Annotated in this window: 31 protein-coding genes; 22 read left to right on the top strand and 9 right to left on the bottom strand. The window is 69.0% G+C overall.

Annotation, left to right across the window (positions count from 1 at the left end; genetic code table 11):
• Window positions 1–32: 32 nt before the first annotated feature.
• Window positions 33–443 carry a holo-ACP synthase gene (gene acpS / locus AC3WSN_RS28845; RefSeq protein ID WP_192706600.1) on the bottom strand — a complete coding sequence of 137 codons (411 nt, stop codon included), beginning with the start codon at window positions 441–443 and terminating at the stop codon, window positions 33–35.
• The gene (locus tag AC3WSN_RS28840) at window positions 440–1189 is read right to left on the bottom strand and encodes a pyridoxine 5'-phosphate synthase (protein WP_492542631.1); all 750 of its coding nucleotides are present in this window, start codon (window positions 1187–1189) and stop codon (window positions 440–442) included. The genes acpS and AC3WSN_RS28840 overlap by 4 nt, the downstream gene beginning before the upstream one ends.
• A 405-nt stretch (window positions 1190–1594) precedes the next feature.
• Between AC3WSN_RS28840 and rpsF the strand changes: the two genes are divergently transcribed.
• The 10 genes from rpsF (at window position 1595) to AC3WSN_RS28790 (ending at window position 10441) form a co-directional block, all read left to right on the top strand.
• Window positions 1595–2056, top strand: a complete 462-nt coding sequence (gene rpsF / locus AC3WSN_RS28835; protein ID WP_192706598.1) for a 30S ribosomal protein S6 — start codon at window positions 1595–1597, stop codon at window positions 2054–2056.
• A 3-nt stretch (window positions 2057–2059) separates the two neighbouring features.
• Window positions 2060–2311 (top strand): 30S ribosomal protein S18, encoded by a 252-nt coding sequence (rpsR, locus tag AC3WSN_RS28830; RefSeq protein ID WP_007561044.1) that lies wholly within the window; start codon window positions 2060–2062, stop codon window positions 2309–2311.
• Between the two features lie 129 nt (window positions 2312–2440).
• On the top strand, window positions 2441–3457 hold the full coding sequence (locus AC3WSN_RS28825; protein WP_492542628.1) for a hypothetical protein: 1017 nt from the start codon (window positions 2441–2443) through the stop codon (window positions 3455–3457).
• 40 nt (window positions 3458–3497) lie between these two features.
• Entirely contained in the window at window positions 3498–4070 is a 573-nt protein-coding gene (rplI, locus tag AC3WSN_RS28820; RefSeq protein WP_192706596.1) for a 50S ribosomal protein L9, read from the top strand.
• Window positions 4071–4382: 312 nt separating this feature from the next.
• Window positions 4383–5870, top strand: coding sequence for a replicative DNA helicase (locus AC3WSN_RS28815; RefSeq protein ID WP_192706595.1), 1488 nt, complete (start codon window positions 4383–4385; stop codon window positions 5868–5870).
• Between the two features lie 243 nt (window positions 5871–6113).
• Window positions 6114–6563, top strand: a complete 450-nt coding sequence (locus tag AC3WSN_RS28810) for a cupin domain-containing protein (protein WP_492542625.1) — start codon at window positions 6114–6116, stop codon at window positions 6561–6563.
• Window positions 6564–6572: 9 nt separating this feature from the next.
• Window positions 6573–7475, top strand: a complete 903-nt coding sequence (locus AC3WSN_RS28805; RefSeq protein ID WP_492542623.1) for an SMP-30/gluconolactonase/LRE family protein — start codon at window positions 6573–6575, stop codon at window positions 7473–7475.
• Window positions 7472–8368, top strand: a complete 897-nt coding sequence (locus AC3WSN_RS28800; RefSeq protein ID WP_492542621.1) for a VOC family protein — start codon at window positions 7472–7474, stop codon at window positions 8366–8368. The genes AC3WSN_RS28805 and AC3WSN_RS28800 overlap by 4 nt, the downstream gene beginning before the upstream one ends.
• Before the next feature lie 79 nt (window positions 8369–8447).
• Window positions 8448–9356: a prolipoprotein diacylglyceryl transferase gene (lgt, locus tag AC3WSN_RS28795; RefSeq protein WP_492542619.1), complete on the top strand. Its 909-nt coding sequence runs from the start codon at window positions 8448–8450 to the stop codon at window positions 9354–9356.
• Window positions 9353–10441 carry a class I SAM-dependent methyltransferase gene (locus AC3WSN_RS28790; protein ID WP_492542617.1) on the top strand — a complete coding sequence of 363 codons (1089 nt, stop codon included), beginning with the start codon at window positions 9353–9355 and terminating at the stop codon, window positions 10439–10441. Before lgt ends, AC3WSN_RS28790 begins: the two co-directional genes overlap by 4 nt.
• A 27-nt stretch (window positions 10442–10468) precedes the next feature.
• Here AC3WSN_RS28790 and AC3WSN_RS28785 read toward each other — a convergent pair whose 3' ends face one another.
• Window positions 10469–10747 (bottom strand): fibronectin-attachment protein (FAP), encoded by a 279-nt coding sequence (locus AC3WSN_RS28785; RefSeq protein WP_492542615.1) that lies wholly within the window; start codon window positions 10745–10747, stop codon window positions 10469–10471.
• Between the two features lie 66 nt (window positions 10748–10813).
• Between AC3WSN_RS28785 and pgeF the strand changes: the two genes are divergently transcribed.
• The 3 genes from pgeF (at window position 10814) to AC3WSN_RS28770 (ending at window position 13693) form a co-directional block, all read left to right on the top strand.
• Complete coding sequence (gene pgeF, locus AC3WSN_RS28780; protein ID WP_492543316.1) at window positions 10814–11584, top strand: peptidoglycan editing factor PgeF; 771 nt, start codon at window positions 10814–10816, stop codon at window positions 11582–11584.
• A 271-nt stretch (window positions 11585–11855) separates the two neighbouring features.
• Window positions 11856–12707, top strand: a complete 852-nt coding sequence (locus AC3WSN_RS28775; RefSeq protein ID WP_492542613.1) for an outer membrane protein — start codon at window positions 11856–11858, stop codon at window positions 12705–12707.
• Window positions 12708–12910: 203 nt separating this feature from the next.
• Window positions 12911–13693: a DUF2076 domain-containing protein gene (locus AC3WSN_RS28770; RefSeq protein WP_492542611.1), complete on the top strand. Its 783-nt coding sequence runs from the start codon at window positions 12911–12913 to the stop codon at window positions 13691–13693.
• Between the two features lie 94 nt (window positions 13694–13787).
• On the opposite strand, the gene AC3WSN_RS28765 is transcribed toward AC3WSN_RS28770, so the two are convergent.
• Entirely contained in the window at window positions 13788–14627 is an 840-nt protein-coding gene (locus AC3WSN_RS28765; protein ID WP_492542609.1) for a L,D-transpeptidase, read from the bottom strand.
• A gap of 289 nt (window positions 14628–14916) precedes the next feature.
• Here AC3WSN_RS28765 and AC3WSN_RS28760 point away from each other — a divergent pair, with 289 nt between their 5' ends.
• The 5 genes from AC3WSN_RS28760 (at window position 14917) to AC3WSN_RS28740 (ending at window position 19193) form a co-directional block, all read left to right on the top strand.
• A complete protein-coding gene (locus AC3WSN_RS28760) occupies window positions 14917–15633 on the top strand; it encodes a protein phosphatase CheZ (RefSeq protein ID WP_192706586.1) in 717 nt (238 codons plus the stop codon).
• A 79-nt stretch (window positions 15634–15712) separates the two neighbouring features.
• Window positions 15713–17773, top strand: a complete 2061-nt coding sequence (gene uvrC, locus AC3WSN_RS28755) for an excinuclease ABC subunit UvrC (protein ID WP_492542607.1) — start codon at window positions 15713–15715, stop codon at window positions 17771–17773.
• A 73-nt stretch (window positions 17774–17846) separates the two neighbouring features.
• A complete protein-coding gene (gene pgsA / locus AC3WSN_RS28750; RefSeq protein ID WP_192707344.1) occupies window positions 17847–18446 on the top strand; it encodes a CDP-diacylglycerol--glycerol-3-phosphate 3-phosphatidyltransferase in 600 nt (199 codons plus the stop codon).
• A gap of 52 nt (window positions 18447–18498) precedes the next feature.
• Window positions 18499–18750 (top strand): molybdopterin converting factor subunit 1, encoded by a 252-nt coding sequence (gene moaD / locus AC3WSN_RS28745; protein ID WP_492542605.1) that lies wholly within the window; start codon window positions 18499–18501, stop codon window positions 18748–18750.
• Window positions 18751–18962: 212 nt separating this feature from the next.
• Complete coding sequence (locus AC3WSN_RS28740; protein WP_192706583.1) at window positions 18963–19193, top strand: hypothetical protein; 231 nt, start codon at window positions 18963–18965, stop codon at window positions 19191–19193.
• 96 nt (window positions 19194–19289) lie between these two features.
• On the opposite strand, the gene xylB is transcribed toward AC3WSN_RS28740, so the two are convergent.
• Window positions 19290–20066, bottom strand: coding sequence for a D-xylose 1-dehydrogenase (xylB, locus tag AC3WSN_RS28735; protein WP_492542603.1), 777 nt, complete (start codon window positions 20064–20066; stop codon window positions 19290–19292).
• A 157-nt stretch (window positions 20067–20223) separates the two neighbouring features.
• On the opposite strand from xylB, the gene AC3WSN_RS28730 reads away from it, so the two are divergent.
• On the top strand, window positions 20224–20619 hold the full coding sequence (locus tag AC3WSN_RS28730; RefSeq protein WP_492542601.1) for a flagellar biosynthesis repressor FlbT: 396 nt from the start codon (window positions 20224–20226) through the stop codon (window positions 20617–20619).
• Window positions 20620–20631: 12 nt separating this feature from the next.
• On the opposite strand, the gene flaF is transcribed toward AC3WSN_RS28730, so the two are convergent.
• Window positions 20632–21003: a flagellar biosynthesis regulator FlaF gene (gene flaF / locus AC3WSN_RS28725; RefSeq protein ID WP_492542599.1), complete on the bottom strand. Its 372-nt coding sequence runs from the start codon at window positions 21001–21003 to the stop codon at window positions 20632–20634.
• A gap of 42 nt (window positions 21004–21045) precedes the next feature.
• Between flaF and AC3WSN_RS28720 the strand changes: the two genes are divergently transcribed.
• Window positions 21046–21417, top strand: a complete 372-nt coding sequence (locus tag AC3WSN_RS28720; RefSeq protein WP_492542597.1) for a hypothetical protein — start codon at window positions 21046–21048, stop codon at window positions 21415–21417.
• Here AC3WSN_RS28720 and AC3WSN_RS28715 read toward each other — a convergent pair whose 3' ends face one another.
• From AC3WSN_RS28715 to AC3WSN_RS28705, 3 genes are all read right to left on the bottom strand, one after another.
• Window positions 21418–21561 carry a hypothetical protein gene (locus tag AC3WSN_RS28715; RefSeq protein ID WP_492542595.1) on the bottom strand — a complete coding sequence of 48 codons (144 nt, stop codon included), beginning with the start codon at window positions 21559–21561 and terminating at the stop codon, window positions 21418–21420. It abuts the gene before it with no gap.
• An 88-nt stretch (window positions 21562–21649) separates the two neighbouring features.
• A complete protein-coding gene (locus tag AC3WSN_RS28710) occupies window positions 21650–21913 on the bottom strand; it encodes a hypothetical protein (RefSeq protein WP_238194037.1) in 264 nt (87 codons plus the stop codon).
• 189 nt (window positions 21914–22102) lie between these two features.
• Entirely contained in the window at window positions 22103–22612 is a 510-nt protein-coding gene (locus AC3WSN_RS28705; RefSeq protein ID WP_492542593.1) for a metallophosphoesterase, read from the bottom strand.
• Between the two features lie 148 nt (window positions 22613–22760).
• Between AC3WSN_RS28705 and AC3WSN_RS28700 the strand changes: the two genes are divergently transcribed.
• Together AC3WSN_RS28700 and selD are read left to right on the top strand one after the other, a co-directional pair.
• Window positions 22761–23480 carry a cytochrome c biogenesis CcdA family protein gene (locus AC3WSN_RS28700; protein ID WP_192706577.1) on the top strand — a complete coding sequence of 240 codons (720 nt, stop codon included), beginning with the start codon at window positions 22761–22763 and terminating at the stop codon, window positions 23478–23480.
• Between the two features lie 34 nt (window positions 23481–23514).
• On the top strand, window positions 23515–24561 hold the full coding sequence (selD, locus tag AC3WSN_RS28695) for a selenide, water dikinase SelD (protein WP_492542591.1): 1047 nt from the start codon (window positions 23515–23517) through the stop codon (window positions 24559–24561).
• The last annotated feature ends 83 nt before the right edge of the window (window positions 24562–24644 follow it).

The raw sequence follows: 24644 nt of genomic DNA, 5'->3' as shown, positions 1-24644 counted from the left end.
GAGAGCGGCCGGCTAATCCGTGCTGCCGGATCTTACCCGATGCCGGCCACCGGCAGCGCCTCGATGATCACGAAGGCTTGTGCCATGGGCGGATCGTCCGTGAGGCTCACGTGGAGGCGCCCCTCATGGCCCGCCGGCAGCAGCTCCTGCAGCCGCGCCGCCGCGCCGCCAGCGAGTCGCAGGGTCGGCTGGCCGGAAGGCAGGTTGACCACCTCCATGTCCCGCCAGAACACGCCCGCGCTGAGACCGGTGCCCAGAGCCTTGGCGCAGGCCTCCTTGGCGGCGAAGCGGCGGGCGTAGCCCTCCGCGCGGGCGGCCCGCCGGTCGCAGCGGGCCCGCTCGCCGTCGGTGAAGACCCGATGCGTGAAGCGCTCGCCGTGACGCTCCAGGGTCCGGGCGATCCGGCGGATGTCGCAGAGGTCCGAGCCGATCCCGATGATCATGGTGTCCGCGCGCGGTCCATGGCGGCGCGCATGTCTCGAACGGCCTGGGCGAGCCCGACGAAGATCGCGTCGGCGATCAGTGAGTGGCCGATGTTCAGCTCCCGGAGCTGCGGCAGAGCAGCGACCGGGCCGACGCTACCGAGGGTGAGACCGTGCCCGGCATGGATCTCCAGGCCGAGAGCCGCCCCATGCTCGGCCGCCCGCCGGATGCGGGCGAGTTCGCGCGCAGTGTGGGCTTCGTCCGCCTCCAGGGCGGCCTCGCAATAGCTGCCGGTGTGGAGTTCCACCACCGGTGCCCCCAGGGCGCGGGCCGCGTCCATCACGGCCGGCTCCGGCTCGACGAACAGCGAGACCCGGATGCCGGCCTCCGCCAGGGCCCGGATGCGCGGGGCGAGATGGTCGCGGCCGCCGATGATGTCGAGCCCGCCTTCGGTCGTGCGCTCCTCGCGCTTCTCCGGGACGAGGCAGGCGGCGTGGGGACGGGTGTCCAGCGCGATCGCCACCATCTCGTCGGTGGCGGCCATCTCGAAGTTGAGCGGCACGGTGAGGCCGCGCTTCAGCGCCGCGATGTCCGTGTCGCGGATGTGGCGCCTGTCCTCGCGCAGGTGCGCGGTGATGCCGTCGGCGCCCGCCTCGACAGCGAGCAGCGCGGCCCGCACCGGGTCTGGATAATCGCCGCCGCGCGCGTTGCGCACGGTCGCGACGTGGTCGATGTTGACGCCGAGGCGCAGCTTTTCGGAAGTCATCCGCTCGTTCGTCCCCGTGTCGGCGCGGTTCGACAGGCCTGCGGGCAAGATTTGGCGCGCGTCACGCCGACGCTCCGTAGCTGCGATATGCTGGCGTTTGGCCGCCCCGACAAGACGGGCCGTCGACGCCCGGCGCTCGGGACGGCCCGCCCTTGGGCTTGCCAGCGCCCGGAAAACCGACTAAGCGCCGCCCCTCGCGTTCGCTCCGGCCGGGGGCTGAACGGACGGTGCCGCTTGCGGCATAGGGCTCGTCAAGAACCCGTCGTCCGGTGTCTCCGCCTTCGATCAACCGCTCGGGCCTGAAAATCGGCTCGAAGGGCTTGGCGCCGGGCGATCCGCGAGATGAACCGGCCCGAACCTCCGCCCCCGGCGGCCGGGCTCCTTTTGACGACGAAAGGCCCGACAATGCCTCTCTACGAGCATGTGCTCTTGGCCCGCCAGGACGTGACGTCCCAGCAGGTCGAGACGATGATCGACACCTACAAGGGTGTGATCGAGCAGAACGGTGGCCGTCTCGAGAAGATCGAGATGTGGGGCGTGAAGTCCCTCGCCTACCGGATCAAGAAGAACCGCAAGGCGCATTTCGCGCTCCTCAACATCGACGCCCCGCCGGCCGCCATCGCCGAGATGGAGCGCCAGATGCAGATCTCCGAGGACGTCCTGCGCTTCATGACCGTCCGGGTCGAGGAGCTCGACCAGGAGCCGTCCGCCATGATGCAGAAGCGCGACCGCGACGACCGCAAGGATCGCGAGCGCGGCCGTCGTCGTGACGACGAGGGCTTCGGTGGCGGCGGCTTCGGCGGCGACCGGGGTGACCGCGGCGATCGGGGTGATCGCGGCGAGCGCAGCTTCGGCGGGGAGGGCTAACCCATGGCATTCGGTGCTGGTGCGGGCGGCGGACGCCGTCCCTTCTTCCGTCGTCGCAAGACCTGCCCGTTCTCCGGCGCGAACGCGCCGAAGATCGACTACAAGGACGTCAAGCTCCTGTCCCGCTACGTGTCCGAGCGCGGCAAGATCGTGCCGTCGCGGATCACCGCGGTCTCGGCCAAGAAGCAGCGCGAACTCGCCCAGGCGATCAAGCGCGCCCGCTTTCTCGGCCTGCTGCCCTACGTGATCAAGTAGGCTGAACGAAACCCGCCGGCCCGGCATCAGCCCGGGCCGGTCCTCGCAGAGGGCGGCTCACGCCGCCCGATCGTTGGGGCGCAACGCCGCCTCTAACCCTGCCGCAGCGGCAGCGGGACAGCGGAATCCATGGCACAGCATATCGGCATCGGTATCGGCGCGGGCCTCGTCTCCGCACTCCTGTTCGGGGTGCTGCTGAAGGCGACCCCGCTGGCGATCCTGCTCTACCTCGTGGCGCCGCTGCCGATCCTGATCGTCGGATTGGGCTGGAGCCACAAGGCCGCCCTCGCGGCGGTCGCGACCGGAAGCCTCGCGCTCGCCCTGTTGATCGCGCCCTTCCTGGGACTGGCCTTCGGCGCCTATATCGCCCTGCCCGCGTGGTGGCTCGCCTATCTGACCCTGCTGGGACGCGAGACGCCGAACGGCCTCGAATGGTATCCGACCGGCCGCCTGCTCGGTTGGATCGCCGCCACGGCCGCCCTCGCCTTCATCGCCATTGCGGTCCTGTCCTCGCCGAACCACGCCGCCTTCGACGCGCAGTTGCGCGGGCTCGCTAACACGTTGGTGCAGGCCCGGATGCCGGACGCGCCGACCGAGGCGGGAAAGACCCGCGATGCCGGGCGTGCGTCCGACACCGGGGATGCGGCTGCCGATCCGAAGGCGGTGCCGGACGCGGAGCCGGCCGACGTGACGCGGACCGAGCTGGCCGACGCTCTGGCGCGGGTGGTGCCGGCCTTCGCGGCGAACGGGCTCGCTCTGCTGCTTGCCTTCTATCTCTGGGCCTCGGCCAGGATCGTGAAGATCTCCGGACGCCTGCCGCGGCCCTGGCCGGACATCCCGTCGACCGCCATGCCGCGTGCGACGCTGGCGACCCTCGCGGCCGCCGTGCTGATGTGCTTCGCACCCGGCTATGTCGGTGTGCTCGGCGTCGCGCTGGTCGGCGCATTCAGCGCCGCCTTCTCGCTCCAGGGGCTCGCCGCCTTCCACGACCGCTCGCGCGGCCGCCCGGGCCGCGGGCTGATGCTGTTCGGCATGTACCTGACCCTGTTCGTGACCCAGGGCATCGCCCTGGTGGCACTCACCTTGTTCGGCCTGGCCGACACCGCCCTCGACCGCCGTCGTCCGAAGGACAGTCCGGCGCCGTAGACCCCGGCCTCAGCGGCCGACCACCTGAAGGAGAAAAACCATGGAAGTGATCCTGCTCGAGCGCGTGGCCAAGCTCGGCCAGATGGGCGAGACCGTGAATGTCCGCCCCGGCTTCGCCCGCAACTTCCTGCTCGCCCGCGGCAAGGCCCTGCGCGCGACGGAAGCCAACAAGAAGCACTTCGAGGGTCAGCGCGCCCAGCTCGAGGCCCGCAACCTCGACCGCAAGAAGGACGCCGAGGCGGTGGCCGAGAAGCTGAACGGCCAGAGCTTCATCCTGATCCGCCAGTCGGGCGAGACCGGCGTGCTCTACGGCTCCGTCTCGACCCGCGACCTCGCCGAGGTCGTCGCGAAGGACGGCTTCACGGTCGAGCGCGGCCAGTTCACCCTGAACCAGCCGATCAAGACGCTCGGCCTCCACAAGGTCCCGGTGGTGCTCCACCCTGAGGTCGAAGTCGAGATCACCGTCAACGTCGCCCGCAGCCCCGAGGAGGCCGAGCGTCAGGCCCGTGGCGAGTCGGTCACCGAGCGTGAGGCGTTCAACCTCGACGACCTCGGCCTCGAGGTCGGCGCGGCGCTGGCCGATGCCGGCGAGGGCGCCGACGACCGCGGCTGAGTCCTTTGGCGGCTCCGGCCGGCCTCTCGGCCGGAGCCGCCATCGTGGCGTGGCGTCGGGCCGCTCTGCGGCAGATCGACGGTGCCTGTATACCGGTGAACATCGGGGATCATCGTCCCCGAGACTTGACACGTTCCAGTTTTGTTCCAGCATGGACGCCCGCCGCTTGCGAGAGTCGGCGGGCGTTCGTTTGTTCGGGATCCACCCGACAAACGCGGTGTCGGCTAGGCTTCGGTAACCATACCGCGGCCAAGGTCGTGCGGTGTGATCCTGGTGCGCCCGCCGCGGCGCCTGATACGGAGTCGTCCGCCGATGGCCCTGCCCAATGCGCTCACGGCCAAGCTCGAAGCGGTTCAGGCCGAGTACCGCGTCGCCCCGCACAACGTGGACGCGGAGCAGGCATTGCTGGGCGCGATCCTGGTGAACAACGACGCCTATTACCGGGTGTCGGACTTCCTGCTCGCCGAGCACTTCATGGAGGATGCCCACCAGCAGATCTTCACGGTGGCGGCATCGCTGATCCGGGCCGGCAAGCTCGCGACCCCCATCACCATGAAGACCTATCTGGGCGACGCCGATTTCGGCGGCCAGACAGTGATGCAGTACCTCGCCCGGCTCGCCGCCGATGCCACGACGGTGATCAACGCCGGCGAGTACGGCCGCACGATCTACGACCTCGCCATCCGCCGCCGGCTGATCACCATCGGCGAGGATCTGGTCAACGGCGCCTACGAGGCGCCGGTGGAGCAGGCCCCGCGGGACCAGATCGAGGAGACCGAGCGCCGCCTCTACGAACTGGCCGAGGCCGGGCGCTACGACGGCGGCTTCCAGAAGTTCTCGGACGCGCTCACCGCCGCCGTCGACATGGCCGCCAAGGCCTACCAGCGCGACGGCAAGCTCTCGGGTATCGCCACCGGCCTGAGCGATCTCGACGCCAAGATGGGCGGCCTGCAGCCTTCCGACCTGATCATCCTCGCGGGGCGCCCGGCCATGGGCAAGACCTCGCTGGTGACCAACATCGCCTTCAACATCGCCAAGGCGTATCGCGGCGAGAAGCAGCCGGACGGCACGACCAAGACCGTGAACGGCGGCATCGTCGGGTTCTTCTCGCTGGAAATGTCGGCCGAGCAGCTCGCCACCCGTATCATCGCCGAGCAGTCGGGCGTCCCCTCCTACAAGATCCGCCGCGGCGATATCCGGCCCGAGGATTTCTACAAGATCACCGACGCCGCCCGGGACATGCAGACGATCCCGTTCTACATCGACCAGAGCGGCGGCATCTCGATCGCCCAGCTCGCCGCCCGAGCCCGGCGCCTCAAGCGCCAGAAGGGCCTCGACCTGCTGATCGTCGATTATCTGCAGTTGCTGTCGGGCTCCGGCAAGCGCAGCGACAACCGCGTGCAGGAGATGACCGAGATCACCACCGGCATGAAGGCACTCGCCAAGGAACTGGCAGTGCCGATCATCGGCCTGTCTCAGCTCTCCCGTCAGGTGGAGAACCGCGACGACAAGCGTCCGCAGCTCGCCGATCTTCGTGAATCGGGCTCGATCGAGCAGGACGCCGACGTGGTGATGTTCGTGTTCCGCGAGGAATATTACGTCGGCAACAAGAAGCCCCGCGAAGGGACCGAGGAGTTCTTCGCCTGGGAAGCCGAGATGCAGCGCGTCCACGGCAAGGCCGAGGTGATCCTCGGCAAACAGCGTCACGGCCCGACCGGCACGGTGGAATTGCAGTTCGACGCCAACATCACCCGGTTCTCGAACCTCGCCCAGACGGATCGGATCCCCGAGCAGATGTAAGGCGCCATCGGTTCGGCCGACTCCGTTATCGCGAGCGCGGCGCAGCGACCCCGGGGCGGCGCGCGATCGGTCATCGTCGCGCGCCTGGTTTGCTTTGCTCCGCTCGCAAGGACGACGGGGCTTCCTGGCCGGGGGCCTGAGAACCGCGCGGCGGCCATCCGAGCCCCCGCGTTCCCGCCTGCGAACCATCGGCAGCTCCGGCCGTTGAGCGAGGACGATTTCTCCGCCGGCGCAGGAGCGACGATGAGCGAGCCGACACCTCCGAAGATGCCGTACTGGCACGTCTACACCGACGCGGAGGGGGTGAGCCGCCAGGAGCTGTTCCACCTGGAGCGCTTCAAGTTCGAGGGGATCAACCCCGAGACCGCGCCCCAGTGGAACGACAAGATGGAACCCGCGCCGTCGGTCGTGACCTTCACGGTTCTGCCGGTGGGCTGGGTCGGCGAGTGGCACGAGAATCCGCGGCCGCAATGGATCGCGATCCTCTCCGGCCGCTGGTTCGTCGAAACCATGGACGGCCATCGGGTCGAGATGGGCCCGGGCGAGCTGATGATGGGCGAGGATCAGAACACGAAGGAACGGGACGGAAGGAAGGGTCACCTCTCCGGCACGGTCGGCGATGAGCCCTGCACGATGATCGTGACCGGCCTCCAGGTCGAGCCGACCGTGAACCAGCCGGGCCGGTTCAAGTAAGGACCGGCCATGGACGGCTTCGAACTCACGCAGCCGCGCTTCAAGGCCTACGTTCTGCCGAACGCGCCCTTGCAGAAGCTGGCTGAGGGATTCCGCTGGACGGAAGGTCCGGTCTGGTTCGGTGACCGCGACGAGCTGCTGTTCTCGGATTTGCCCAACAACCGAGTGATGCGCTGGGCGGAATACGCAGGCTTGAGCGTCTACCGGGAGGCGAGCGACTTCGAGAACGGTCACGCCCGCGACCGCCAGGGACGGATGCTGTCGTGCTCGCATCGCGGCCGGCGCATCCACCGGACCGAGCTGGACGGGCGCGTCACCAGCCTGGTCGAGCGCTACCAGGGGCGGCGGCTGAACTCGCCCAACGATATCGTCTGCAAGTCCGATGGCACGATCTGGTTCACCGACCCGCCCTACGGAATCCAGACCGACTACGAGGGCGGCAAGCAGGAATCGGAGCTGCCCGCCGCGGTCTACCGGTTCGACCCGCGCGACGGCTCGCTACGGGTGGTGGCCGACGATTTTCAGGGGCCGAACGGGCTCTGCTTCTCGCCCGACGAGCGCAGGCTCTACATCGTCGAGACCGGACTTCAGTTCGACACCGACCCGCTCCAGCACGTCCGGGTGTTCGACGTGTCCGACGACGGCGGCCTGTCCGGCGGTGGCGTGTTCTGCACGATCGATCCGGGCAATGCCGACGGGATCCGTTGCGACGAGCACGGCAATCTCTGGTCGAGCGCCGGCGACGGGGTCCACTGCATCGATCCGGGCGGCGAATTGGTCGGCAAGATCCTGGTGCCCTCGACCGTGGCCAATCTGACCTTCGGCGGACGGAACAACAGCCGCCTGTTCCTCTGCGCGTCGCATACGCTCTACGCGATTTACGTGAACGTGCGCGGAGCCCCGCTGCTGTGAGCGGCGTGCGGGCGATCGTCGGCTTCGGCCGCACCGTCCTGGATCTCTCGGTTACCGAGGCGTTCTACCGCGACGGCCTCGGCTTCGCGCGGATCGCCCCGCCGGAACCCGTGCCGGTCGCGCAGGTGGAGGCGATGGGCCTCGCGGATCGGCGCGCGTCACAGCTGCGCATGCGGCTCGGCGGGCAGACCGTCGCCTTCCTGGCAGTCGATCCGCCCGGCGCGCCCTACCCGGCCGAACCTGCGGCGACGGACCCGTTCTTCCAGCATCTCGCGATTCCGGTCCGCGACATGGAGGCCGCGATGGCGCAGCTGGCGCGGCTCGCCCCGACGCCCATCAGCCACGGCGGGCCGCAGGGGCTGCCGGCCTCCACGGGGGGCGTGACCGCCTACAAGTTCCGCGACCCCGACGGGCATCCCCTGGAGCTGATCGCATTTCCCGGTGGGCCGCCCGCCGCCCGCTGGCGCGATGCGCCGGGACTGTTCCTGGGCATCGATCACTCGGCGATCACCGTCACCGACCTCGACGCTACGCTGGCTTTCCTCACCGGCCCCGTCGGCCTCACGGTGGCGGAGCGTGGCCTGAACCAGGGTCCGGAGCAGGCGCGCCTCGACGGGGTGGAGGCTCCGCAGGTCGACGTGATCGCGCTGGAACCGCCGGTCCCGGCGCCGCACGTCGAGTTGCTGCACTACCGCCTGCCCACCACCGAGCGGCGGCAGCGTGTCGGTCCGGGCGACCGGGCCGCGACCCGCTACGTCTTCTCCGCGACCGATCCGGAGGGCCTATCGCGACGACTGCGCGCGTCCGGACTGGCGCCGCGGGTCTCCGCCGACGGCACGACGGTCTACTGTGCCGGGCCGGACGGACACGGCTTCTTGTTCGTGCGGGCCTGAGCGCACCTGCCCGGCAAGCCCCGCGCGGGCTTGACGCGTCGCCCCTCCGGCGTCCAATCCGGCCGCCCCGGAGGTAAGATTGATGCCGCTCCTCGCCCTGCCCTTTCCGGCCATCGATCCGGTGGCGCTCGCGATCGGGCCGATCACGATCAAATGGTACGCGCTCGCCTACATCGCCGGCCTGATCGGCGGGTGGTACTACGCGCGCCGCCTCGTGATGGCCGACCGCCTCTGGGGCGTGGTGAAGCGTCCGCAGGTCGTCGACATCGACGACCTCGTCGTCTGGGTGGCTCTGGGCGTCGTGCTCGGCGGCCGGATCGGCTACGTGCTGTTCTACAATCTGCCGATGTATCTCGACGACCCGATCGAGATCCTGGCGATCCGCAACGGCGGCATGTCGTTTCACGGCGGCTTTCTCGGCGCGATCCTGGCCTTCCTGCTCTTCGCCCGGGCCAAGAAGCTCAACGGCTACACGCTGCTCGACATCGGCGCCGTGGTCGTGCCGATCGGCCTGTTCTTCGGCCGCATCGCCAATTTCGTGAACGGCGAGCTCTGGGGGCGGGTCGCGCCGGACTTCCCCTACGCGATCGTGTTCCCCAGCGGCGGGCCGCTGCCACGCCATCCAAGCCAGCTCTACGAGGCGGCGACGGAAGGCCTGCTGCTGTTCATCGTCATGGCGATCGCCGTGCGCCGGTTCGGCTTCCGCAAGCCCGGCCTGCTCGGCGGCATCTTCGTCCTCGGCTACGCCCTGGCCCGGACCTTCTGCGAGTTCTTCCGGGAGCCCGACCGGCAGCTCGGCTTCCTGTTCGGCGACCATCTCGGCCCGATGGGTGGCGGCGTGACCATGGGCATGCTCCTGTGCGTGCCGATGATGATCGTCGGGCTGACCTACATCGTGCTGGCCGCCACCGGCCGGACACGACCGCGCCATCCAGTCGAAGGACCCGTTGCCGCCGAGGAGGCGCGCAAGGCGCCCGTGGAGGCGTGACGCCCCTCGGGGCCGAGATCGCCGCGCTGATCCGGCAGAACGGGCCGATCGGCGTCGATCGCTACATGGCTTTGTGCCTCGGCCACCCGATCCACGGGTACTATCGCACCCGCGATCCCCTCGGCGCGCAGGGAGACTTCACCACGGCGCCCGAGATCAGCCAGATGTTCGGCGAGCTGATCGGCGCCTGGACCGCCTACGTCCACGGGCTGATGGGCCAGCCGGATCCGCTGATCCTGGTGGAACTCGGCCCGGGACGCGGTACGCTGATGGCCGACGCCCTGCGGACCTTGCGGGCCGCGATCCCGGACGTGCGGGTCGCGCCGCACCTCGTCGAGACCAGTCCGATCCTGCGGGCAGCGCAGGAGCGGATCCTCAGCGGCACCGGCGCGATCTGGCACGTGGAGATCGAGACGCTGCCTCCAGGCCCGGCGATCCTGCTCGCCAACGAGTTCTTCGACTGCCTGCCGGTGCGCCAGTTCGAACGCCGGCCGACCGGTTGGCACGAGCGGCAGGTCGGCCTCGGGCCGCAGGGCACTTTCGTCTTCGGCCTCGCACCGGAGCCGAGCCCGGGGCTCGACGCCGACGGGCCAAACGGAGCCTTGCTCAGCGTGCCGACGGTTGGTCTCGCGGTGATGCGGACGCTGGCGCAGCGGTTCCGCACGTCGGGCGGCGCTCTGCTCGCCATCGATTACGGCCACGTCCGACCCGGCTTCGGCGACACCCTGCAGGCCGTGGCGGGCCACCGGTTCGCGGATCCGTTGGCTGCCCCCGGTGAAGCGGACCTGACCCATCATGTGGATTTCCAGGCGCTGGCCCGGGCGGCGAGTAGCCAGGGGGCGCAGGTCCACGGACCTGTCGATCAGCGCGATTTCCTGTTCGCCCTCGGACTGCGCGCCCGCGCCGAACGGCTGAAGACGCGCGCGACCGACGCCCAATCCATCGAGATCGACAGGGCGGTCGCCCGGCTGACGGAGTCCGGTGCGCGCGGGATGGGCTCTCTGTTCAAGGTTCTGGCGGTGAGCGGCCCAAGTTTGGGGCCGCTCCCGGGGTTTCCGGACGCCGGATCGTCGGCAGCCGGTTGATGGCCCGGCCCTGCGGACCGAGTCGGATCAGCCGAAGGAACCGAACCCCGAATCCGTCTGGCTGGGTGCCCGTGGTGTCGGCGGCGCGGGCGGGTTCGGATCGTTCGGATTGAAGGCAGCGGGTTCGCCCGTGACCGGATGTGCGGGCGCGCTCGGGATCCGGGGCTCCTCGGCCTCCGGCTTGGTCGTTTCGATCAGGGCGTCGGTCTCGATCCCTTGGGCCATTGCGATCCTTCTCGGAATGGAGCCGTCCTCGGCCCCATACTGCATTGCAGCAAGAATCTGACGCCTGAACGACATCGTCAAGGGGCGGGCCTTGCGGTATCGGAGCGCGACAGGGGAACCGGAATGGGAGCGAGCGTGACTTCAGGCATGTCGATCAAGGCGCCGCAACTCTCCGCGCATCCGAACGTCCGTCACGCCTTCTTCACCCGCCAGGGCGGCGTATCCGACGGCATCTACGTCTCCCTCAACGGTGGTCTCGGGTCGCAGGACGATCCGGAGCGCGTCGTCGCCAATCGGGCTCGGATGTGCGCCCAGCTCGACGTTCCGTCGGACAGGCTCGTGAGCCTTTACCAGGTTCATTCCGCCGAGGTGGTGACCGTCGAGGCGCCGTTCCCGGCGGCGATGCGCCCCCGGGCCGACGCCATGGTGACTCGCGTTCCGGGGCTTGCCCTTGGCATCGCCACCGCCGATTGCGGGCCGATCCTCTTTGCCGATGCCGAGAACGGAGTTGTGGGGGCCGCCCATGCCGGCTGGAAGGGCGCGCTCACCGGGGTGATCGACGCGACGGTGGCGGCAATGGAGACGTTGGGCGCACGACGGGACCGGATCGTGGCGGTGCTCGGCCCGACGATCAGCCAGGATTCCTACGAAGTCGGGCCCGACTTCGTCGCGCGGTTCCGGACGGAGGCGCCCGGCATGGAGCGGTTTCTCGGCGCCGGGACACGGCCCGACCATGCCCAATTCGATCTGCCGGGCTTCATCCTGGCGCGGCTGGCCGGAGCCGGGATCGGCGATGCGACGTCGCTCGACCTGTGCACGTATGCCGACCCGGAACGCTTCTACAGCTATCGACGCACCACGCATCGCGGCGAAGCGGATTACGGCCGCCTGATCTCGGCCATCGCACTCGCGCCCTGAAGGCTGATTACGAAGACGAAAATCGGGTGCGACAATTTGCCAACCTGGCCCTCGAAAAAAAGCGTAGCCGGAGGCGAACCTTGGCCATTCGAGCGCGTTGTGGGGTCAAGGTGCCGGGGAAAAACGGCGGGTTGCCTTAAGGGGCCGCGATCAGCGGTCGGCGACACCGCGGAGCGCAAAGCAGCCCTGGAACCGCTGGACGACAACCAGAACCGCGCTCCGCACCAGTCCGATCCACGGGCGGTACGGAACCACCAGTGAGGACCAGATCATGAAATCCCTGCTCCGTCTGTCCACGGCCCTCGCGGGCGTCGCCCTCGCCGGCTCGGCCTTCGCTGCCGACCTGCCGCGCCGCGCTGCTCCGCCGCCGGTGTTCACCCCCGTCCCGGTCTTCACCTGGACCGGCTTCTACGCGGGTTTCAACGCCGGCTACGCCTTTGACGCCAGCAGCCGCTCCAACAATTCGACCTTCGTCGTTCCGGGCGGCGTTGGCCTGACCACCGGCCCGGCCGCGGTCGCCACCTTCCGCAACCGCAGCCAGGACGGCTTCTCCGGCGGCGCGCAGATCGGCTACAACTACCAGTTCACCCCGGGCTCGGGCGTGGTGATCGGCATCGAGGCCGACGCCCAGTACCTCGACTTCGGCCGCGACCGGAACAACGCCTTCGTCACCGGCGGCGCGATCGCACCGGGCCTGATCCTCAACGACCCGCGCGGCCTGTCGAGCCTCGACTACTTCGGCACCGTGCGCGGCCGCCTCGGCTACGCCTTCGACCGCACCCTCGTGTACGGCACCGGCGGCTTCGCCTACGGCTCGGGCAGCGCTGACCGCTCGTTCGGCGGCTTCGCCGGCAACGACAGCTTCCGCACCGGCTACGCGGTCGGCGGCGGCATCGAGTATGCGCTCCCGACCGACTCGTTCCTGAACTTCTTCCGCTCGTCCGCCGTGACGCTGAAGGTCGAAGGCCTGTACGTGAACCTCGACCGCGGCACCCGCAACCAGGGCGTCCTGGTCGTCAACGCCGCCAACCTGGCGCCGGTCTACACCACCGGCATCGGCCGCCGCGACGACGAGTTCGCCGTAGTCCGCGCCGGCCTGAACTACAAGTTCGGCTCGTACTGAGAGCCGGCGACGGCGCGGCTTTGGTCGCGCTGATCCGACCGATCAAGCAAGAAGCCCGGCCGAGAGGTCGGGCTTTTCGCTTTCGGCTTCCAGACGAATGAAGTTTTCGCAATCGCCCCTGACAAAGCGTCGCCGCGCACCCATGTCGTGTCTGCCATGCGGCGCGTTCGAGCCCGCGGGTGAGATTCGAGGAGGACGACTCCATGAACAGCGAAGAACGCGACGTCATATCGGGCATCTTCCAGCGGCTGGAACAGGCGCAGACCCAGCCCCGCGACGCGGAGGCCGAGCGCTTCATCGCCGACAAGATCCGCGCGCAGCCCTACGCTCCCTATGCGATGGCGCAGCTGATCTACGTGCAGGAAGAGGCGATCAAGAGCTTGAACCAGCAGCTCGAGCAGGCGCGTCGACAGGGCGAGCAGGCGCAGTCCTCCGGTGGCGGGGGCTTCCTGTCGAGCATCTTCGGCGGAGGCGGGAGCCAGCGCCAGGAGCCGCAGCAGCAGCCGGGCTACGCCCAGCAGCGCCCGGCCGGTCAGCCGTGGGGGAATACCGGCGCGCCGCCGCAGGGCTATCCGCAGCAAGGCTATCCCCAGCAGGGCTACCCGCAGCAGGGTTATCCGCAGCAACAGGGTGGCCCGTGGGGCGGCCAGCCGCAGGCACAGGCTCCGGCGCGCGGTGGCGGCTTCCTGGCGAACGCACTGCCGATGGCCGCGGGCGCGGCGGGTGGCATGCTGCTCGGTAGCGCCCTGTCGAATGCCTTCGCGGGCGGCCATTCGAGCCTCGGCAGCGCCGCTGCGGCGGGCCTCGGGGGTGGCGGTGAGACGGTCGTCAACAACTACTACGGAGACGGCGGCAACCAGGACCTCGGCTCGGCCCTCGACAACAGCGGCGGCGACCTCGGCGGCTTGCAGGACGCGGGCTACAGCGATCCGGGCGGCGATTTCGGCGGCGACCTGGGCGGCGGCGACGACAGCGATTGGACCTGATCGCCTGCCCGGCTGATGACGTAAGAAAGCCCGGTCGTGCTCAGGCACGGCCGGGCCGTTTTGTATCGGCCCATGGTCGGATGTGCGCCGAGCGTCAGAGAACCTCGACGCGAGTGCCGACAGGGACGCGGTCGTACAGATCGATGACGTCCTCGTTCATCATCCGGATGCAGCCCGATGAGACCGACTGGCCGATGGTGTTGGGCTCGTTGGTTCCATGGATGCGGTAGAGCGAGGAGCCGAGATAGAGCGCCCGCGCACCGAGCGGGTTCTCGGGGCCGCCCGCCATGTGGCGCGGCAGATCGGGACGGCGGGCCAGCATCTCGGACGGCGGCGTCCAATCCGGCCACTCGGCCTTGCGGCTGACGGTCTTGAGCCCGGACCAGGCAAAGCCGGGACGACCGACGCCGATGCCGTAGCGGAGCGCCCGCTGTCCGGCCTGAACGAGGTACAGGTGCTTGCCGGAAGTGTCGATCACGATCGTCCCCGGTCTCTGCGATCCGGTGAACGGGACCTCCTGGCGCTGGTATTCCGGCGCGACCGCGCGGGCGATACGGCTCGGATCCGGCTGGGGCGCGCCGTAGTAGGCTCCGGCAGCGGCGGTACCCGCAGCAGCGGCTCCGTACGGCCGGGGCGGCATCGCATAGGCCTGGACCTCCGGCTCGGCCTGCAGCAGCTCGCCGGAATAGGCCGCGACGCGCTGCGGGGCTACGACGGATTGGGGAGCCCGGATTTGTTGCGGATTGGCGTAGCGCTGGGGCAAGCTCCGGCCGCCGCTCCCGGCGCTGCCGGTCATCAGATACTCGATGAGGCCGCCGCCGTAATTGCTCCCGTTACCGCCTTCCGCGTAGCGCGCCTGCTGTGCGTGGGCGGGCACGCACCACGCAAGGGCGGCCACGCTCGCCCACACACCGAGATGGACTGATCCCCGCATCGTCGCACGCTCCCGCACCGGGGCTGCACATCCCCGTCGCGCGAATAGTCCCGCCCGAAATCCGCGAATCAGGTGAATGAGCGTGGTGAATCGAGTGCCGGCTCGGCGCTGTCCCGCGATCCGGCGACGACACCGTGAATCAGCGGTAAAGCATCGCTACCGCGGGACAGAAAACGTCGGGCGCGGCCGAGAACGCGGCATATGCGCGATCGAAGCGTGGCAGTCACAGTCCGCTAACTGATGTGTTAGACACTTATCGCGACCGAACCCGAACGCCTACGCCCGGACGATGACCCAGAAGCGCTATCGCATCGAAGACGCCCTTGGGCTTCCCGGGGCTCCCCCGCCGGCGTCGAGCACGCCCGCCTCTGGGGAGCGCCTCGAAGACATCTTCAACGCTATCCAGGACCTGCGCCGCGTCACTCAGATGAGCGCGAGCGAGACGATCGAGTCCTGCCGCCGCGAGCTGCACGAAGCGCTCGCGATGCGCACCGAACTCGACATCATGAAGGATGCGATCACGCGGACAAAGGGTGAGCTTGCAACGCTGCACCGGACCGAGAACACCGGCAAGGGCATGCGCCGGGCAGCCGACGAGCTCGATGCCGTGGTCGACTCGACCGAACGCGCCACGACGCAGCTCCTCGGGGCGGTCGAGGAGATCGAGAGCCACGCCGGCATGCTCAATGCCGCGACCCTGCCGCCCGGCATGAAGCCGCATGTCGACGTGATCCTCGAGCGGGTCATCACCGCTTACGAGGCCTGCAACTTCCAGGATCTGACCGGCCAGCGGATCACCAAGATCGTCGGCGTGATGAAGTTCATCGAGGAGCACCTCGACCGGCTGATCGCAACCTGGTCGGAACTCGACAGCTTCAAGGAACTCATCACCGTCATGCCGGTGCCGACGGCGCTGGACGACGAGAGCTCGCTGCTTAACGGGCCGAAGCTCGATCATGATCCGGGTCACGTCGATCAGAGCGACATCGACTCGCTCTTCGACTGATCCGTCTGCGGGCCGGCGGCGCACGATTTTTGTTCGCCGCCCTGTCCCCCTCGGCGGCAGGAACGCTTAGATCTGCGGTATGAGCCGCAGAGCCCTTACCGACCTGCCCCCCGACACCTTCGACGACGGCCGCGATGCCGAGCGGGATGAGAGCGCCGACGAGGCCGGACTGGCCGCCGACGCCTCGCCGGAGATCGACTTCGACTTCGAGCCGGGCGCGGTCCAGGCCGGCACCGAGGTGATCCGGCGCTTCTGGTCGACGCTGCCGTCCTCCCCCGGCGTCTACCGGATGTTCGACCATCGCGGCGACGTCCTCTACGTCGGCAAGGCCAAGAACCTGAAGGCCCGCGTCGGCTCCTATGCCCGCGGCCAGGCGCATTCGAACCGCATCGCCCGGATGATCTCGCAGACGGCGGCGATGGAGTTCGTCACCACTGCCACCGAGACCGAGGCGCTGCTCCTCGAAGCCAACCTGATCAAGCAGCTGAAGCCCCGCTTCAACGTGCTGATGCGGGACGACAAGTCGTTTCCCTACATCCTGGTCACCGACGACGGCCCGGCTCCGCAGATCGTCAAGCACCGCGGCGCGAGGCGCCGGAAGGGCAGCTATTACGGGCCCTTCGCCAGCGTGTGGGCGGTCAACAGGACGGTCAACGCCCTGCAGCGCGCCTTCCTGCTGCGCACCTGCACCGACAGCTACTACGAAAACCGCACCCGGCCCTGCCTGCTCTACCAGATCAAGCGCTGCTCCGGTCCGTGCACGGGCGAGATCGCGCTTGAGGACTACGCGGCCATGGCGGATTCGGCGCGCGCGTTCCTGGCGGGCAAGTCCAACGCCGTGAAGGATCGGATGCGCGGCGAGATGCAGGAGGCGTCCGAGGCCATGGAATTCGAGCGCGCAGCCCGCTTCCGCGACCGGATCGCCGCGCTCTCTGCGATCCAGGGCGTGCAGGGCGTCAACACGCAGGGCGTCGACGAGGCCGACGTGTTCGCCCTCGACGAGCAGGCCGGTCAGTTCTGCATCGAGGTGTTCTTCTTCCGCAACTTCCAGAACTGGGGCAACCGCGCCTACTTCCCGAAGGCGGATCGGACGATGACGCCCGACGAGGTACTGGGCTCGTTCATCGGCCAGTTCTACGACGACAAGCCGGCGCCCCGGACGGTGCTCACGAGCCACGCCATCGAGGACGCGGAGCTGGTCGCCGCCGCCCTGTCGAGCCGGGTGGAGTACCGCGTCGAGCTGCACCGCCCGAGCCGCGGCGAGCGCAAGAACCTCGTCGACTACGCCCAACGCAACGCCAAGGAAGCCCTGGCCCGGCGGCTCGCCGATACGGCCTCGCAGGGCAAGCTGCTCGTGGCCCTGGGACAGGCCTTCGGGCTCGACCGTGCGCCGCGGCGGATCGAGGTCTACGACAACTCGCACATCATGGGCACGAACGCCGTCGGCGGGATGATCGTCGCGGGCCCCACGGGCTTCATGAAGACGCATTACCGCACGTTCAACATCAAGTCCGAGGATCTCACGCCCGGCGACGATTACGGCATGATGCGCGAGGTGCTGCAGCGGCGGTTCAAGCGGCTCGTGAAGGAGGCGCCGCGCACCGAGCGCGAGGTCGCCCTGGCGGCGGCCGAAGGCGGCGTGCAGGAGCCGGTGCCGGTCCCAGCCGAGGAGAGCGAGACCTTCCCGGCCTGGCCCGACCTCGTGCTCATCGACGGCGGCAAGGGCCAGCTCGACGCGGCCCGGGCGGCGCTTGACGAGGTCGGCGTCACGGGCGTGCCGCTTATCGGCGTCGCCAAGGGACGCGACCGCGACGCCGGGCGCGAGACGTTTTTCGTACCCGGCCGGCCGCCTTTCAAGCTTCCGCCGCGCGATCCGACGCTCTACTTCGTGCAGCGACTCCGCGACGAGGCTCACCGCTTCGCCATCGGCAGCCACCGGGCCAAGCGCAAGCGAGAGATGGTGAAGAATCCCCTGGACGAGATCGCCGGCATCGGCCCCAGCCGCAAGCGCGCGCTGCTCCACCATTTCGGGACCGTGAAGGCGATCGAGCGCGCCGCCTTCGAGGACCTGGCCAAGACACCGGGCGTCAACGCCGCGACCGCACGGGCGGTCTACGACTTCTTCCATGCCGGCGCCTGAGAACCCCGCCGTCATGACCGAACCGGGTCCTAAGGCGTTGACGCCCGCGCCGGGCTCTGATTTCACCCCGGCGATGAACGCCGTCCTTCCCCGACGACGGTCGCCGGCCTGGACGCTCGCGAATTGCCTGACCTACGGGCGCCTCGTTGCCGTGCCGGTGATGGTCGCGCTGCTGTTCTGGCCCGAGTCCCACACGGCGCGGTGGACGGCGCTCGGCGTGTTCGTCGCGGCCGCGATCACCGACTACCTCGACGGTTATGTCGCGCGGACCTACGACCAGAGTTCCGCGCTCGGCCGGATGCTCGATCCGATCGCCGACAAGCTGCTCGTCTCCGCTTGCCTGCTGATGTTGACGGCGGACCACACCATCATCGGCTCGAATATCTGGGCTGCGATCGTGATTCTGTGCCGCGAGGTCCTGGTGTCCGGCCTGCGGGAGTATCTGGCCGAGCTGAAGGTCGGCGTGCCGGTGAGCCGGATCGCCAAATGGAAGACGACGGTGCAACTGCTGTCGCTGGGCTTCCTGGTGGCCGGACCTGCGGGCGAAACGGTGTTGCCGGGCACGGAATCGATCGGCCTGACGCTGCTGTGGCTTGCCGCCGCCCTGACGCTGTGGACCGGCTGGGACTACATGCGGGCGGGGATCAAGCACGTCATCGACGACCCGCGCTGATGACGCGGCGCGCGGGCGGCCCGGTCCCAGGCCTCTGTTCGGCGGTGTTGCCATGAAGCTCGTCTATTTCGCCTGGGTCCGGGAGCGGATCGGCCGCCCCGAGGAGGAGCTGGCTCCGCCACCGGAGGTCGCCACCGTGACGGATCTCGTGGCGTGGCTGCGCGGGCGGGGCGAGGAATACGCCTACGCCTTCGAGGATCCGGGCGTGGTGCGCGCCGCCATCGATCGCGCCCATGCTAGGCCCGACGCCTCGATCGTCGGCGCTCGGGAGATCGCCTTCTTCCCGCCGATGACCGGGGGCTGAGGGGCGCCGCGCACGTAGTTGACCCGGCTTGAAGCGCGCGTGATTCCGGCGTCTTCAACGCCGTCGCTCCGGCTGTGCTTCATGCCGAACGGCGCGCGGTCCGAGCCAAGTTCGTTTACGGGTTCGGCCCGCCTCAAGACTGCGTTGGCTGCGGAACGCTCAAGCTGGGCCGGCCGTTACCGGGGACCGATATCGATTACCGGAGCCCGAGAATGCGCAAGACCCTGCTCGCCACCGCTGCCCTGTTGAGCCTCTGCGCCGCCGCGCAGGCGCAGACCACCGTCATCGAGCGTGACCGGCCGGCGGTCGTCGTCGATCGCCCGGCCTCCGAGTCGAAGTCCGTGACCGTCCACGAACACGGCGACGGCTGCGTCACCAAGACGGTGCGCAAGGAAAACGACATGGGCGATTCCAAGACCGTGAAGAAGGAGTCGTGCGACTGAGGCACGTTCCTGCGCGGCCGGGCCTCTCCACAGGTCCGGCCGCGAACGCCTCGTTCGCACACGCGGATGGTGATCGCGGGTGACGGCGGCTCGCCATCACCGCCAGCCGGCATCCACGAAGTAGCCATGGCCGGTACACATCCGGGCATCATCCGAGGCCAGGAACAAGACCAGGGCCGCGACATCGGCCGGCTGGATCCGGCCGTCGAGGCATTGGGCCGCGACGATCCCGGCTTCCCCTTCCGCCGTGTACCATTTCTCTTGCCGCGGGGTCTGGACGTTCCCCGGCACGATGGCCGCCACCCGAATGCCGTCGCGACCGAGATCGCGGGCGAGCGCCCGGGTCATGCCCTCGATCGCGGCCTTTGCAGTCTGGTAGAGCGGCATGTCCGGCAATCCGAGATGCCAGCTGATCGAGCCGAAGTTCAGGATCACGCCCCCGCCGGCCCGCCGCATCGCCGGGACCGCCGCCTGGGCGGCGAAGAACAGATGGCGCAGGTTCACCGCCATGCGGTCGTCCCAGTAGGCCGGCGTCACGTCATCGAGCTTGTGGCGGTCGTCGTTGCCGGCATTGTTGACCAGCACGTCGAGGCCGCCCAAGGCCGTCACGGCCTCGGACACGAGAGCCCGGACAGCCTCGACATCGGTCAGGTCACAGCGTCGGTAGAGCGGCGCGTACGCTGCGCCGGGAGAGAGCCTCGCGATTACGGCCTGCGCCGCGGCGTCACTGATATCGCAGAAGAGAACGCGCGCGCCCTGCAGCACGAAGGCTTCGACCAGACCCGCGCCGATCCCGGACGCCCCTCCGGTCACCAGCACACGCTTGCCCTGCAGGCTCGGATAGATCGCGCGATACCCAGGCTTTGACGACATGAGACAGCCCTCCTCGATCGCGACCGCCTCGCGCCGCGAATTGTCGGAGTTTTACCCGCGTGCCGACGCGCCGCAACGCTGAGGCAGGCGTCGTGGATTCGCGAAACGTTAAGAGTTGCCGAATGAGATCGCTGCGTCTTCTAGAAAGGAAAACGCCGTGCCTCTGCGCCTGGAACTCAAGCCGTTCGAGCGGCTCATCATCAACGGTGCCCTGATCCGCAACGGGGACAGGCGGTCCGCGTTCCTGATCGAGACCCAATGCAAGTTCCTGCGGGAAAGCGAGATCATCACGGAGAGCGAGGCCGATACGGCCTGCAAGCAGCTCCACCTGACGCTGACCGTCATCTACCTCGCCGATGACCCCGCACAGGGGATCGACCTGTTCTTCCGCCAGGCGACCGACCTCATTCGCCTGGTTCCGGCGGCCGCCCAGCAGATTGCCGCCATCGCCGAACTCGTCGAGACCGGCGAGTATTACCGCGCGCTCAAGCTCGGCCGAAAGCTCGTCGAGTGGGAGAGCGCGATCTCGTTGGAGGCTCCGGCGGCGCCTTGAGCGCGCCGCGCCTCAGCCCGGATTGCCCTGCAGACCGGCGGCGAGCTGGTTGTTGATCGAGACCAGCGTCGCGATCTTCTCGGAGGTCGGCTCGATCATCGTGTCGACACAGCTGCGCAGCACGAAGACACCGAGACGGGCGACACCCTGCTTCACGTCGGCCGGAAGCGGGTTCTCGTCGGCCGTCGCCTCGGAGCTGAGCAGCGTCCAGATCCGCTGGTTGAACGAAAGCGCTTCGTTCAGCGACCGGACCTCCCCGGAGGCGAGCCCATGCTCCGCGCTGATGAGGCGTTGCGCCGCCTTCAGCAGCAGAGCGGACTCGGCCTCACGGGGCGACAGAGCGCTGCGCGCGGTTCTGGCATAGGCACTGGCGGCAGTGTTCATCAGCGGTCCCCTCCCGGCATCGGACTCACCTGCGCGGCAGGCTTGCGCGTAGCTGTCGCAGAACAGGAGTTAAGACGGCGTGAGCGTCAGATCCGCCATGATACTGCCGGGTTGGACAACGACCACGGTTTGTGGCTCGAAGGAATCCGCCGCCGGACCCCCTCACCAATGCTGAATTTCTGTCTCGGAACTGTTGCTGGCGGCCTGATCGCCTGCGTTCTGACCATCGCGGCGGCACGTCAACCGGAGATTCAGGCGCGACTCGGCCTGAAACCGACCCTGCCGCCGATGGCACTGGCGGCGCTTCCGAAGCCGCCGGAGCCGGATTGCGTCCGGCGCCCCGATGCGGCTCCGAAGATCGGCGCGCAGGATATGCTCTTCAACCGTCAGAGATTCTGGTCGGTCTCGCCCTGATCAGAAGGTGCCGATCAGGACGAGCAGCATGGTCGTCGCGACCGTGGTGCTGACGAAGCCGCAGAGCGCGGCGGCGAAGGACGGACCGGTGCGGACAGCGGTCGCGGAGTCGACATCTTTCGAGAGCGTGGTGGCGGGGGTCATCGGCACAGAACCTTCTGGGCGACGTGAGTCGCGCATGTCGGGATGATGCTGCTGGCGTGGCGCGGCCGAGGTGCGGGCGCGCACCCGATCAGTCGCAGCGGTTGATTTTCTTGGCGATCCGCAAGCCCCGAAGCTCACTGCGCAGATCGATCGCCACGACACCCTCGCCGCATCGCTCGAACGCGTCGCGGGCATCGTCGTAACGGTCGCCAACCTCATCGAGCGTGTCGCAGACACGATCGTGGTTGCCCAGCCGCGCTTCTTGGCGCGCCTGGAAGCGCAGGGCATTCGCCTCATCGACCTTGCGCTGAGCCTCCAGGCACGCCGGCAGAGCCAGCGCCGAGGAGGTCATGACGAGGCCGGCCAGAACACTGGCGAGGCATCGGGACAGAGTGGCCGAACTGGCACTCACGGGAACACTCACACACTGGATGTGATGGCAGACCTTGGTTCGGTCCGCCGGGTTTCTCGGGGCGGCTCGCGTCCTCCCCATCTCTGTCCGCTCAAACGGTGAAGCTGACATGAAGGTTCCGGTCTGTGGTCAGCTCTTCCGGCGCAGGCGAGAGGTGAGGATTGCGGGCAACGCCACGGGGGCCGGCCCCATCGGATCGACCCCGACATCGTATTGCTTGGGCATCGGCTTGAGCTTGCCGTGGCTGTGCCCGTGTAGATTGAGTACGCCCCGGCTCATGCCATTCCAGGTGCGAAATGCGTAGTGACAGAGCACCACCATCCGGCCCTCGACCGCGAATTCCGCATAGTGGCGGACCGAGGCCCAGCCGGGTGCCGTCAGGGTCTCGGGACCGTCGTTGTTGCCGATGATCAGGTGCTTCTCGCCGTTGAGCTCGTCGAGGATCTCGCGGATCCGCGCCCCGGTCGGACCGAGGGCGAAGTCGCCGAGATGCCAGACGATGTCGGTGGGCGTCACGGCCGCGTTCCAGGCCGCGATCAGGCCGGCATCGTGGGCGGCCAGATCGGGATAGGGACGGTGGTCGAAGCGCAGGGCCCGCTGATCCCCGAAATGCGTGTCCCCCGTGAAGAAGGTCGTCACCCGTCGCTCCACCGTGAGCCCGCCGCCTCGCCGCGAAGCGCGCCGGCAGCGGCGTTGTTCCATCGGGACCGTGACCCACCGGCGCGTTGACGCCATCGGCCACAGGCGCGAAGCGTGGCATCCGGTGCGATCGTGGGAGGGCGCGGACATGCTGGGCACGGTCGGATTCGCCTTCCTGGCCGGCCTGCTGTCGGTGCTCTCGCCCTGCGTCTTGCCGCTTGTGCCGATCGTGCTCGGGACCGCGGCGTCGGAGCATCGGCTCGGTCCGGTCGCCCTTGCGAGTGGGCTCGCCATCGCCTTCACGGCCATCGGCCTGTTCGTGGCGACGATCGGCTTCGCCATCGGGCTCGACGGGGACGTGTTCCGGAGCGCCGGCGCAATCCTGCTGGTGGTCCTCGGCGTGGTCCTCATGCTGCCCCGCCTCCAGGCCCAGGTCGCGACCGCGGCGGGGCCGGTGGGAGCCTGGGCCGAGGAGCGCTTCGCCGGGATCGGGACCGGCGGTCTGTCCGGCCAGTTCGCCGTCGGCGTCCTGCTCGGAGCGGCCTGGAGCCCCTGCGTGGGCCCGACCCTCGGGGCGGCCTCGCTGATGGCGTCACGGGGCGAGCACCTTTGGAGCGTGGCCCTCACGATGCTGGCCTTCGGGATCGGCGCGGCCGCGCCGCTGATGCTTCTCGGTCTCGTCAGCCGTCAGGCGCTGATGCGCTGGCGCGGCGGCCTGGCGGCCGCCGGCCGGGCCGCGAAGGCGGCCATGGGCGCCGTCATGGTCCTGCTCGGCCTGCTGCTCCTGACGGGGCTGGACAAGCGCGTCGAGGCTGCGGCCGTCGCGGCCTCGCCGGACTGGCTGAACACGATCACGACGCGCTACTGACAGCCGGCGCCAGCGCCCGCAGCGGAGATCAGCGATGACCGAGCCTCCCCGTCTGACCAGTCTCGCGCATGGTGGCGGCTGTGGTTGTAAGCTCGATCCCGCTGTCCTGCGCCAACTCCTCGCCCAGCAGCCCGCCGCCGGCCCGTTCGAACGCCTGCTCGTCGGCAACGAGACCTCCGATGATGCCGCGGTCTGGGAGCTGGACGACGGCACTTGCGTCATAGCCACCACCGACTTCTTCACCCCGATGGTCGACGATGCCGTCGATTTCGGCCGGATCGCCGCCACGAACGCGATCTCGGACGTCTATGCCATGGGCGGCCGTCCCATCCTGGCTCTGGCGATCCTGGGCATGCCGGTGGGCAAGATCAATCCCGAGGTGGTCGCGCGGATCCTGCAAGGCGGCGCGGCCACCTGCGCCGAGGCCGGCATACCGGTGGCGGGCGGGCACTCGATCGACACGCCCGAGCCGATCTACGGGCTCGCAGTGATCGGAACCTGCCGCCGGGAGGCGGTGCGGCGCAACGCCGATGCGCTGCCCGGGGACGCCGTGATCCTGACCAAGGCGCTCGGGGTCGGCGTCTACTCGGCGGCGATCAAGCGGTCGGCCTTGGACGAGGCCGGCTACCGGGATTTCGTCGCCACGACCACGCTGCTCAACCGGGTCGGGGCGGATCTCGCCGCCGAGCCCGCCGTGCACGCCCTCACCGACGTGACCGGCTTCGGCATCCTCGGCCATGGGCTGGAACTCGCCCGCGGCGCCGGGCTGACGCTTGTCCTGGAGGCCGATGCCCTGCCGCTGCTGCCGCGGGCGGAGGCGCTGGCGCGCGGCGGCTTCGTCACCGGGGCCTCGCATCGCAACTGGGCCGCGTTCGGCGAGGCCGTCGACCTGCCGGCGGGGTTTCCCGAATGGCGCCGCCACCTCTTGACCGACCCGCAGACCTCCGGCGGATTGCTGGTCTCCTGCGCGGCCGAGCGGGCGGATGCGATCCTCGCGCGCATCCACGCCGCCGGCTACCCAGCAGCGGCCCGGATCGGCCGGGTCGAGACGGGGCCGGCCCGGATCCGTGTTGACAGCTGAGGACGCGGCGTCGCCGGGGAGGCAATCTTCAACAATCGCGTTCAGGCTCTCGCCCCGCCGAGTGCAAGAGCTGCCGCCAAACC

The organism is Methylobacterium sp. FW102-HT35C08, assembly GCF_058790235.1.
This window is presented reverse-complemented; position numbering and strand designations above follow the sequence as displayed.